Genomic DNA, 11,241 nt, shown 5'->3' with positions numbered 1-11,241 from the left:
CGCGAAAGCGAAATCCCAAATTTGAAAGCATTCTCCCTGTCGCGTTGCGACAGGGAGGGGAAAGTAGAGTGATAACCCGTTTGGGCGAGGAGGGGAAAATCACTCATAAGCTCCCGACTCCAAGTTTGGGTTCCTTTTCACAGAGCCGCTTGGTTGCTGTGTCTGACGGGCCGCCAACGAGCGGCCCGCAAAATAAAACAGCCTACGGCTGCGCTCACTGAGCGCCCCAGTGAATCGTGACGGGCTTTTCGATGTCGGGGTGCAGGCTATTGCTGACTGGGCAGTTGCGCGCGGCGTGCTCGAGCACCCTAGCCGCCGGATGGTCTTGGGGAATCGGCAACCAAAGCTCGGTAGTCAGTCGCACAATCCGGCGCGGGGCATCCGCACTCATTTCCTTAGTCACCTCCCAGCGCGTGCCTGCCAACATCGCGTCGTCGAGCCCCAGCCGCGTGCGAGCGACGATCGCGAGCGTCGTCACAATGCAGGCGCCGAGCGATGCCGCCGTAAGGTCGGTCGGCGAAAACGCCGCGCCACGTCCCTGATTATCGACCGGCGCATCAGTCGGCACGACCTGCCCGCTCGGCCCATGCGTTAGCTCACAATTTAAACCGCCTCGATAAATTCCTGTGCTTTTAACCATGCTCGGGAAACTGCGAGACGCAGCGGCTAAGTGGCGACTCAAAGTTTCCGGCGGCCCGACTTGGGCCCGCAAAATAAAAGAGTCCGCGATTCTCTGGTGGAGCTGAGGGGAATCAAACCCCTGACCTCTTCATTGCGAACGAAGCGCTCTATCAACTGAGCTACAGCCCCGAAAACCCGAGAAGGTGGCGTTTGTGAGCTGTTGCGCAGTATGAGTAAACATCATTTTTAGGAAACAAGTGCCAGCAAGGTTCGCTTTTAGGTAAAAGCCCGCGTATAGCTGTGAGCGGCTGCCCTTCAAGGCGCCTCAAATTGAAAATACTTTACACCATGAAAACGAACAAGACGTCCGCCACCAAGGCCCCGCGCACGAACGCTCGCACCGGCAACACCGGAGTTAGCGACGAGCCGAAAACAGCGACTCGCAAAACAAAAGGCTCTTCGAGCCCCGCTACCGCCAAAACCGCAAAGTCGCCTACGCCTCTGACCTCTGCGCGTGTAACCAAAGCCGCCGCGAATGCGAAGAAGGCACTCTCGCCTCTCACGCCCACAGTCGCTAAATCGCCCAAACCCGCTGCGGCGAAAAAGCCGAAAACCCTGGTTGCCAAGCCCAAGGCAGCTGCGCCTGACACAGCCGCTAAGGCTGCGGCAGTGACGACCATCGAAGCCTTTATCGACGTAGGATTTGGCAACCGGCTCACGCTGCGCGGCGAAGGTGCGGGGCTGAGCTGGGAGCGCGGGCTGACGATGAACTGCCTCGGCAGTGCCGAGTGGGTCATCACGCTCGAAGCCGATGCGAGTACCCCGCTCTCATTCAAATTCCTACTCAATGACGAACACTGGAACATCGGCGAAAACTACAGCCTGACTCCCGGAAAAACCGGCGCCTTCACTCCAGAGTTCTGACGGCTCTCTCTGAGCTTCCACTGCGCGTGGGGCGGCGGTCAGTGACCGCTTCCATTTAATTTGGGATTTCTCATCGCGCTATCGCGCGAAAGCGAAATCCCAAATTTGAAAGCACTCTCCCCTGTCGCGTTGCGACAGGGAGGGGAAAGTAGAGTGATAACCCGTTTGGGCGAGGAGGGAAAAATCACGAAAAATCCACGTCTCAAAGTTTGGGTTCCTTTTCACAGAGCCGCTTGGTTGCCATGCGAATGCACGGCAACCAAGCGGCTCTGTAAATGGGTGCAGGCACAGCCTGCCGCCCCACGCGTAGTGGGAAAAGCGTAGCAGCGCGGCGCGCGTTTGAACGGCGGCTGCCCTAGTCCGGGCTCATTTCGCGGAGCCGGGTTTCGAGTTGGGCGGCGGCGGCGTCGCGGGCACTTAGCTCGGCTGCAGCGACGAGTTCGCAGTGCAGCCGCACGCGCGAAAACGGCTTTGGCAGGTAAAACCGATCCCAAGCCCGCTTGAGTTGCCAAGACGAGTGAAACTCTGCGCCTAAGAGCAAAAGCGGCGTTTGCGTGCGACGGGCGACGATGAGTGCGCCGGGCTTCAGCGTGTAGCGCGGGCCGCGCGGGCCATCGGGCGTTATGCCCACATCGTGTCCGGCGCGTAGCACGCCGACGAGTGCGCTCGCCGCTTCGCGCCCTAGCCGACTGCTCGACCCGCGCACTGCGCTCAGCCCCACGAGCGAGAAAAACGCGGTTAGCCACGCCCCGTCTTGGCTCGCGCTCACGAGCGCGTAGAGCGGGCGGCCTTGCCGGTAGCGACGCCACACCTCGGGCGTTACAAAGAGCCGGTTATGCCAGAGGACAAACGCGACCGGCTCATCGATTTTGCGCAAGTTGCACAAATCCGCCTCGCTCGTCTCGAAGCGAAGCGTCCGCCCCCAGAGCCGCACGAGTGCGCCCAGCGGCCAAAGCAAGGCACGCCGCCACCCACGGATCTCATACGGCTTAAACTCAGGCTCGGCAGCCGCAGGCTCTTCTTTTGGCGCACCACGCATTGGGGACGCGTCGTTGTGGGGATCTAAAGTTCTCTGCGGCATTTACCCTAGCACACTTGACCGCGAAAAAACCTCACGCGAAAAAGTGCGCCATGCCCAAGCGACTTGCGACTAAGCCAAAGCAGCAGAAAAAGCCGACCACGACTGGCCTCTTAAAAAAGCCAGTGCGGCCTGCACTGCCCCACCAGGTAAAATCGCCTAAGGCGGCGGCCCCCATCTTAAACGTCAGCGACCTGCATATCCGGCGCGGGAAGACGGTCATTCTTGAGCGTGTGGATTGGCGGATAAATCGCGGTGAAAACTGGGTCATCCTCGGGGCCAACGGCTCGGGCAAGACCTCGCTCTTGCGTGCACTCACTGGCTATTTCCCACCCACGCGCGGCGAGATCGAGCTGCTCGGCGGCCAATACGGAAACTGCGATTGGCGCGCGCTGCGCGAGCACATCGGCATCGTTACCACCTCGTTCACCTCACTCATTCCGCCCGCCGAGCCAGCGCTCGAGACGGTCATCAGCGGTAAATTTGCGCAGCTCGATTTGTGGAAAAAAGTCACGAAAGTCGATTGCAGCGCCGCGCGTAAACTCCTCGCGCTGGTCGATGGCAGCTACCTCGAAACGCGCGAGTGGCAGTTCCTCTCCCAGGGCGAGCGGCAGCGCGTGCTCATCGCCCGCGCGCTCATGGCTCGCCCGCGCCTGCTGATACTTGACGAACCTTGCGCCGGGCTTGATCCGGTGGCGCGGGTCGAGTTCCTAAAGCTCGTCGATCGCTTGGCCCGCAGTCCGCGCGCGCCTGCGCTCGTATTCGTCACCCACCATGTCGAGGAGATCACGCCCGCCTTCACTCACGCACTGCTGTTGCGAAAGGGCGGAGTCGTCGCCGCGGGGACACGCGCACGGACGCTCAACTCCGAGAAACTTTCGCAAGTCTTCGCCGCGCCCGTTCGACTTAGCCGCAGTGCGACACACGGACTGCGGCTAGACATTCAAAGCCAATAGCGGAACTGCCTATGCCTCACGGAGCGGAGGCGCGGCCAAGCTGCCGCCTAAGGAAAAGGGCCTGCGACCCTCAAAAAATTTCCTCAAAAAACTGGATCATGTGCGCCCAAGACCGCTCGGCCGCCTCGCGTTGATACTTCGCGCCCGGGCTTCCCTCACCCGTCGCCGCCGGATCGGTAAAACTGTGCACGGCCCCTTGGTAAGCGATAAATTGGTAGTCGATTTTCGCGGCTTCCAGCGAGTCGAGCGTCGCCTGCACCTGCGCCCAAGGCACGAAGGGATCGACGGCACCGTGGCAGATCAAGAACTTCGCGCGAAGCGGCTCAGGAGCAGTTTCTGGAGCCTCAATGAGTCCGCCGTGAAAACTCACAATGCCCGCGAGTGGCGCGGCACTATACGCAAGGGCCATCGCCGTGGTGCCGCCAAAACAGTAGCCAATCGCCGCGACCTTTTCCGAATCGACGAAGTCGCTACTCAGGAGCTGATCGAGTCCCGCGCCAGCCCGCTCGGCCATGAGCGCTTTGCCATAAAACTGAGCAGTCAAGGCACGTGCCTCCGCCGTGTTCTTCGGCTGTTCGCCATACATATCGAGCGCGAAGGCCACGTAGCCCTCGGCTGCAAGCTGCCGCGCTTGCGCCGCCTCAAATTCGCCGCGGCCCATCCACTGGTGGATGACGAGAACGCCCGGGAGTCGCTCGCCGCCGCCAACCTTGGCCTCATCGTAAACGAGCAGCCCGTGGAGCGTCGCTCCGCTGTGCTCGTAGGAAATCGGTTTTTCGACAATCGCCGCCATAAGCGACGCACTGGAAACGAACGCGGACAGCACACACCGCACAAAAAGAGGGTAACGTTTCATGCCGCAGAAGCTGACGACGCAGCCGCACGCAGCAAGAAGAGACGAAAATGCTAGGGTCTGTTCGCGTTTGAAACGCGAGGCACCGAGCGCAGCTTAGCGGCGGAAGAGTTTTTCGAGCGCGGCGAGGCTTTTCAGCGGTTGCTTGAGCGGAGCGCTTGCTTGAGCAATCGGCTGTTTGGAAACGGATGTAGCGGGTGCTGGGAGCGAGGAACTGCGCAAAGCTGGCCCCCGTGAACTGAGTTCCCGCTGGGGCGAATCTTCCGAACGCAGGGCAAAAATCACCGCGTCCAATTTTTTCTCCGAAACGGGCTCTGCGGTGCCGAGCTCTTGAGCGAAGAGGCTCACGCGAAACTCTTCGACGAGCCAGCGGAGTTTTCCCAGAGCGGCTAATTCGCGATAAGCGGGTTTGTCGCGCGCCTCGCTTTCGAACTCGTGCAAGGCCCGCTCGTAGGGGGCGAGTTGGCGTGCACGGTCGGCGTCTTTTTTCGGATTCTGCCGCCAACGCTCCGCACGCAGCCGTCTCGCACGTAAGTAACGGGGAAAGTGCTGAAGCTGCGGCCAGCTCACACACCGAATAAAATCTGGCGGCAACAGGCGCGTAAGCTCCTCGCCGAGTCCGGTGTAGGGCGTCGGGTGGACGAGGAGTTCTTGTCGGAGTGCGAGCACCTCGCCAAGCAGGTCGCAGAGCTTGGGCACGATGCCGCGTAAGTCGGCCTTTGCTTTTGCGAGGGCCGCTGAGAAATCGCCCGCGCGGAGTTCGCTCGCGGAGCCTGACTTGACGCCCGCGTCTCGCCACGGACAGCGGGCCGAGTCGCAGGCCCAGCGGCGAAGCATCTGTGCGGCGTCCTCCTCCAATGCGGCAAGCGGTGCCAGCGTGGAAACCAGGGGCCCGAGTTTCCTAAAATCGCGCAGGTCGCGAGCGAGCCAACCTAGGTCGTGCCGAAGCCCCAACTCCAAGAGGGCCGAAACACCCGCGCGTGTTTCGGCAAGCGCCTCTTCCCGCGTTTTAAACAGTTTGAGCGAAACGCCTGTAGCCCAAGGAGGCGACGGCTCGGCACTCACCTGTCCGACGCGCGTCGCCAGTCCCGGGTAAGCCATCAGCGGCAGTCCCGCGTCCTCGCCGATTTTGACCTCGCTGGGGATTGCCTCCCCGAAAGCCCACTCGGCTTGGTCGAGCTTTTCCCAGCGCGCACGCGCCGCGCGCCAAGCTTGACTCGCCGCTTTCGAAGCCGTGCTGGTCGCCTCGGTTTGCGCGAGGGCGAGTTTTGCGCGAATCTCCGCAAGCTCGCGGCTGGCGCAAAGTTCGCGGCCCGTTTCGTCAGTCACGCGGACGCGGACGCGCAGGTGCTCGGGGAGTGCGCGGCCCGTCCAGATCTCCGGCTTAAGGTGGAGGCCGAAGCGTTCATTGAGCTGGGCAGCAAGGGCTGCGGTGAGCGTTTCGCGACGACCGGTTAAGCGGTCGCGCGAGGCGAGCTGGGCACTGAGACTTTTGGCGGTTTCGGCGAGCGGCACGAGCGCACGGCGAAGCTCCTTGGGCAGCGCGCGCAAGTAGAACTCTACCTTTTCAAAGAGATGCCCGGGCACTGCCCAATCCAATGAGGCCTCGTTAAGCGAGGTGACTTCGCGCGGACTCAGATCGAGCGTCACGCCGTCGTCCGCTTGGCCCGGGCGGTAGGCGTAGTTAAGCGGCAGCGCGGTGTTTTGGAGCGGAAGTTTTTCTGGAAAGCTGAGCGCGTGCGCGGCGGCCTCATCGGCCTCCGGATCGTATAAATCCCCAACGCGCAGTTTTAGAAAATCGGGGTACGCGGCGGCACGCTCGCGGGTGAGGTCAACCAGCTCGGCGACGGAGGAGGTATAGTGCGGCCCACCGTCTGCATCGGTAAAAAGCTGCGCCGCGTAGAAACGATAGAGGGCCTCGTCGAGGTTGAGGACGCGGCTGTCGCGGGTGCGGGTGAAGAGGCTCTCGACTTCGTCGCGGATGGCTCGGTTGTGCGCTAGGAAATCGAAGGGCCAAGTAATCGTGTCATTAACGAGCCCCTCGCGGATGAAAATCTCCGTCGCGCTGCGTGGGTCGATGCGGCCGTAGCTTACGGCGCGGACTTCGAGTTCGAGCCCGTGAAGCCGGGCGCGCTGCTTGACCATCACGCGCCCCTTCGCCTCGTCCCAAAAGGGTTCGCTGTGCGAGAGTTTAATGAGGTGCTTTCCGAGCTCGACTGCCCACTGCGGGTCGAGCCGCGCACAGGTGCGCGCATAGAGCCGCGAGGTTTCCACAATCTCCCCCGCCATCATCCAGGGCGGATTCGCTCCCTTTTTTTGGCGGGCGGACGGCGGCCGCCCGTCGGGGGACTGGCCTTTCGCTTTCCGCGCGTCGCGCTGGAAGAGCACCGAGCCGGGAAAGATCGCGAGGCGACGGTCGCGCTGGGCTTTGTAGACACGATCCTTTTCCTGCCACTCGGCAATGTTGCCAAGGAGGCCGGCGAGAATCGCGCGGTGGATGGCGCGATACGGCGCAGTGCCCCAAGCGGTCGTTTTGGCATCTTGAACTTCCAGCCCTGAGAAAGCCGAACTCAGGGGACTCGCCCCTTTCCGCCCGTCGCCAATCGCTTCGCAAAGTTGGGAGTGAATGTCGCGCCATTCGCGCATGCGCGGGTAACTTAGAAAATGCTCACGGCAGAACTTACGGAGCCGCGATTGGCTCAAGCGCTCAAACTCGTCGTGATAGGCATCCCAGATGTTGAGCAGGGTGAGAAAGTCGGAGTCGGGATGCAGGAAGCGACGGTGGGCAGAGTCGGCTTGGGCCTGCTTGTCGAGCGGGCGCTCACGCGGGTCTTGAATCGAGAGCGCGGCAGCGATGACGAGCACTTCGCGCAGCGCCTTTTCGCGACGCGCTTGGAGAATCATCCGCCCAATTGTCGGATCGACGGGGAGCCGCGCGAGCTCGCGGCCCACGCGGGTTAAGGTGCGTGCACTTCCGAGCTCGATTGCGCCGAGCTCTTCGAGGAGCGAGTAGCCGGAGCGAATCGCTTGAGTGCTGGGGCGGTTGATGAAGGGGAAGCTCTCAATGTCGCCGAGACCACTGGCAAGCATCCGCAAAATCACGTCCGCTAGGTTCGCGCGCTGAATCTCGGGCTGCGTAAAGCGCGGTCGCTCCAAAAAGTCTTTCTCGCTGTAGAGCCGGATACAGAGCCCCTCGGCGACGCGGCCACTGCGGCCTTTGCGTTGGTCAGCACTTGATTGCGAAATGGGCTCGATCGGGAGCCGTCGCGTGCGCGTCTGCGGCGAGTAGCGACTGAGCCGCGCGAGCCCCGTATCCACGACGAAGCGAATGCCCGGAAGCGTGAGTGAGGTCTCGGCGATGTTCGTCGCGACGACGATTTTGCGCGCTTGGCTCGGCGCGAAAACGCGTTGCTGCTCGCTCGCACTCAAGCGGCCAAAGAGCGGCACCAGTTCGCAGCGGTGGCGATTTTGCACGCCTCCCAGCAAGTCGCAGGTCTCGCGGATATCGCGCTCGCTGGGCATGAAAACGAGGATGTCGCCGGAGTGGCTTTCGGCGAGGATACGCGCTACGGCCTCGACTGCGCCATCGATGTAGTGGAGCGCCTCCGCACGGGCAGACTGGATTGAGGCTAGGTCGCTGCGGTCTTCGTTTTCGTCGCCTTCGGCGTAGTCGCTGCCGAGTCCGTCGAGCGGCGAATAAATGACCTCTACTGGATAGGTGCGGCCCGAGACCGAAATCACCGGTGCATCGTCGAAGGCCGCGCTGAAAAGCGCGGTATCAATCGTTGCCGAGGTAAGGATGATTTTTAGCTCGGGCCGCCGCGCGCGGAGGTTGCGCAAGTGGCCGATTAGGAAGTCGATGTTGAGGGAGCGTTCGTGCGCCTCGTCGATGATGACCGTGTCGTACTCGCCTAAAAACGGGTCGCCTTGGACTTCAGCGAGGAGCATCCCGTCGGTCAGGAATTTGATGAGTGTCGCCGCGCTCGTTTGGTCGTTGAAACGGATTTTACAGCCGACCTCTCGGCCCCACGGCACGCGAAGCTCCTCGGCCACGCGGCGCGACACCGAAAGCGCGGCCACACGCCGCGGCTGCGTGCACGCGATGCGCCCGAGCGTCCCACGTCCGGCAGCGAGGCAGAGCTTGGGAAGCTGCGTGGTTTTTCCCGAGCCGGTCTCGCCCGCAAGGATCAGGACGGGGTGCCGCTGAATCGCCTCAACGATTTCTTCCGCGCGCGCGCTAATCGGAAGCTCCGGCGGAAAATCGAGCCGGAAGGCAGGCGCGTGAGGATGGGTTTTATCGGGATTGCGGGAAGGCACGGGATTGGCGGGAAGCGAGAGCGAAACAAATGCCCTCACTCTAGCGCAATCGTGGTCAAGCCCAGCACACGAGAAAACTCCCCGCCCTTAAACGTGACGACCGGGTCGCTGCGGGCGGGCCGCGCGCCCTGTAGTCGCTACAATGAATAAGCGGGCCGCGCGCGCCCTGTAGTCGCCCTCTCGCAGCGGCTGCGCGGGCAGGCTCAACTACAGCTAAAAACCCACTGAAGCACGACTGCGAGGCCCACGACATAGACGATGGTGCTGAGGAAGCTGCCGCCGCGTTCGCCGTTAACTGCGCGGTCGCCGGAATCGGCGGATGCATCACTCCCGAGTCGGCACACTTCGCGTGCGAGTGTGTCTTCGTAGGCATCGAGCGCAGCGACGGTGGCTTCGCGTCCATCGATTGTCACGGTCGCCCCGAGGTCGCGCAGTCTCCCCAGACTACGGCACATGGCGCGGACGTCATGTAAGACGCTGCCTGCGCACTCGCTCGATTCGCGCGTATTTTCGAGCACATCGGAAGGCTCGCGCCCCCAGTGTCGTCCGTCCGCGTCTTGCGTATCGAGCGAGGTTTCCACGCCCTCATGCGAACCGAGCCGACTCACGATTTGTCGATAAGTGCGCAGCTCGAGCGTTAGCCCGGCAGCATGCGCGTCATCCCACTCGATGTGAATTTTGGGTAGGTCGCAGCCCATAGCCAAAAGGGGAAATTGGGGTCTTGGTGGAGAGAGAAATCCGCATGAAAACGGCGAGCCTGTGCGGGCAACACGATCACTGCGGTAAGGGGTAGCAAAAGAGAAGCTACCGCCTGCCAACTTTGCGAGGTTTCTGGCCTCCCGTTTTTTACGTAAGGGGCGGTCAGTGACCGCGGCAGTTTACGCGCAGCGCGACCAAGCTTGAGCCTCACTGAAATGCCTCTGCGCGCGCTCACTTCGGGCATCCGCGCAAAGTACTGGTCAAAGCTAAGCACATTCGCGTGGAGCGTGCAGCCGTCGCCCACGCGGCCAATCAGCAAATCGGGAATCGCAATACGTTCGCCCGCCCGGATGAGCACCACGCCCGGCTCATGGTACACGTAACATGCCCAGTGCCGGAATCGTCAAAATCCGCCAGCGGGCACTCACGCTCACACCACTGTATTGGGTGGGACGATACCGCCGCGAGGGACGACAAGCACGCCGTCGCGCACGATGACTGCCCCGGCGGCGTAACGGCCATCGGCCTTGCCGGTCGCGTCGAGCGTGCAGCCATCGCCCACGCGTGCGTTCTTATCGATAATCGCGCCGCGAATCGTGCAGTTTTTCCCGACACCGATATTTGGCCGGCCCAGCCGTTTGTTTTCCGCCTGGTCGTCAGGCGTTTCGTAAAAATCCGCACCCATGAGAACGACATCCTCCAAGGCGCAACCATCGGCGACGAAGGAGCGCAGCCCGAAGACGCAGTGCGTCAGTACGCCATTACTCAAAATGGAGCCGTCGCCCACCACGATGTTATCGACCGTGCAGAGATTGATTTTCGACGGCGGCAGGTAGCGGTCGAGCGTGTAGACGGGCGCCCTCGGGTCGAAAAAGTTAAAGGGCGGTAAAGGCTGCGCGAGAGCGAGGTTTGCCTCGTAGAACGCCTTCACTGTGCCGATGTCTTCCCAATAGCCCTCAAAGATGTGCGCACAGAGTTTTTTGCGCCCGCGCAGGCTCGGGATCACCTCTTTGCCAAAGTCGGCCATCGTGTTGTCGAGTGCCTCGGTGAGCGCTTTGCGGTTAAAGAGGTAAATCCCCATCGAGGCGAGGCAGTGCTTCTCGCGACCGATAGTAGGCGCGTGCAGCCGCTTCTCTATCTTGGGGCTCAACGCGAGCCCTTCAATCACCGCAGGGTCGCTCGGCTTTTCGGCAAAGTCTTCGATCTCGAGCGCATCGTTTACCTTCATCAGCCCTAGCCCCTCGACCTTGGAAACCGGCACCGGAATTGCCGAGAGCGTCACATCGGCCCCGCTCGCGATGTGCGCGTCGATTAGCTCGCGAAAGTCCATTTTGTAAAGCTGATCGCCCGAAAGTATCAGCACGAGATCGTGATCGAAGACGCGGAAGTGGTTGAGGTTGCGCCGCACCGCATCGGCAGTGCCTTGATACCAATCCACGCTCTTCTCAGTCTGCTCGGCGGCGAGCACTTCGACAAAGCCCCCGCCAAACGCATCGAAATGGTAAGTCTCGCGGATGTGACGGTGCAGCGAGGCAGTGTTAAACTGCGTGAGCAAAAACATCCGGTTAATCTCGGAATTAATGCAGTTACTTATCGGAATATCGACCAAGCGATATTTACCGGCAAGAGGTACGGCCGGTTTGCAGCGCTCCGCAGTGAGGGGCTGCAGCCGCGTGCCGCGACCGCCGCCCATGATGACAGCCAAGACTCGTTTTCGTGTCGTCATGATGAGGAAGAGTTAGGGGTTTTTGGAGGCCGCGTAGGGGCGCGCAGAATGCGTTCTTTTTGGGGTC

At 61.6% G+C, this 11,241-nt stretch carries 8 protein-coding genes and 1 tRNA gene; 2 read left to right on the top strand and 7 right to left on the bottom strand.

Going from position 1 to position 11,241, the window contains the following annotated elements; genetic code table 11:
- Positions 1-214 precede the first annotated feature (214 nt).
- Together AXK12_RS01455 and AXK12_RS01450 are read right to left on the bottom strand one after the other, a co-directional pair.
- Complete coding sequence (locus AXK12_RS01455; protein ID WP_068710994.1) at positions 215-640, bottom strand: OsmC family protein; 426 nt, start codon at positions 638-640, stop codon at positions 215-217.
- 94 nt (positions 641-734) lie between these two features.
- Positions 735-810 (bottom strand) — tRNA-Ala (locus AXK12_RS01450).
- A 159-nt stretch (positions 811-969) separates the two neighbouring features.
- On the opposite strand from AXK12_RS01450, the gene AXK12_RS01445 reads away from it, so the two are divergent.
- A complete protein-coding gene (locus AXK12_RS01445; RefSeq protein ID WP_068710993.1) occupies positions 970-1,545 on the top strand; it encodes a hypothetical protein in 576 nt (191 codons plus the stop codon).
- 355 nt (positions 1,546-1,900) lie between these two features.
- Here AXK12_RS01445 and AXK12_RS01440 read toward each other — a convergent pair whose 3' ends face one another.
- Positions 1,901-2,584 (bottom strand): lysophospholipid acyltransferase family protein, encoded by a 684-nt coding sequence (locus AXK12_RS01440; protein ID WP_068710992.1) that lies wholly within the window; start codon positions 2,582-2,584, stop codon positions 1,901-1,903.
- A gap of 92 nt (positions 2,585-2,676) precedes the next feature.
- Here AXK12_RS01440 and AXK12_RS01435 point away from each other — a divergent pair, with 92 nt between their 5' ends.
- The gene (locus tag AXK12_RS01435; RefSeq protein ID WP_082782554.1) at positions 2,677-3,579 is read left to right on the top strand and encodes an ABC transporter ATP-binding protein; all 903 of its coding nucleotides are present in this window, start codon (positions 2,677-2,679) and stop codon (positions 3,577-3,579) included.
- A 70-nt stretch (positions 3,580-3,649) separates the two neighbouring features.
- Here the strand turns inward: AXK12_RS01435 and AXK12_RS01430 are convergent, their stop codons facing one another.
- The 4 genes from AXK12_RS01430 to AXK12_RS01415 all read right to left on the bottom strand — a co-directional run bounded on the left by AXK12_RS01430 (position 3,650) and on the right by AXK12_RS01415 (position 11,174).
- Positions 3,650-4,435, bottom strand: coding sequence for a dienelactone hydrolase family protein (locus AXK12_RS01430; RefSeq protein ID WP_068710991.1), 786 nt, complete (start codon positions 4,433-4,435; stop codon positions 3,650-3,652).
- 93 nt (positions 4,436-4,528) lie between these two features.
- Positions 4,529-8,749 (bottom strand): ATP-dependent RNA helicase HrpA, encoded by a 4,221-nt coding sequence (hrpA, locus tag AXK12_RS01425; protein WP_068710990.1) that lies wholly within the window; start codon positions 8,747-8,749, stop codon positions 4,529-4,531.
- A gap of 203 nt (positions 8,750-8,952) precedes the next feature.
- The gene (locus tag AXK12_RS01420) at positions 8,953-9,453 is read right to left on the bottom strand and encodes a hypothetical protein (RefSeq protein WP_156468768.1); all 501 of its coding nucleotides are present in this window, start codon (positions 9,451-9,453) and stop codon (positions 8,953-8,955) included.
- 425 nt (positions 9,454-9,878) lie between these two features.
- Entirely contained in the window at positions 9,879-11,174 is a 1,296-nt protein-coding gene (locus AXK12_RS01415) for a glucose-1-phosphate adenylyltransferase (protein WP_068710988.1), read from the bottom strand.
- Positions 11,175-11,241: the final 67 nt, after the last annotated feature.

The organism is Cephaloticoccus capnophilus (assembly GCF_001580045.1).
Taxonomy (GTDB): Bacteria; Verrucomicrobiota; Verrucomicrobiia; order Opitutales; family Opitutaceae; genus Cephaloticoccus; species Cephaloticoccus capnophilus.
This window is presented reverse-complemented; position numbering and strand designations above follow the sequence as displayed.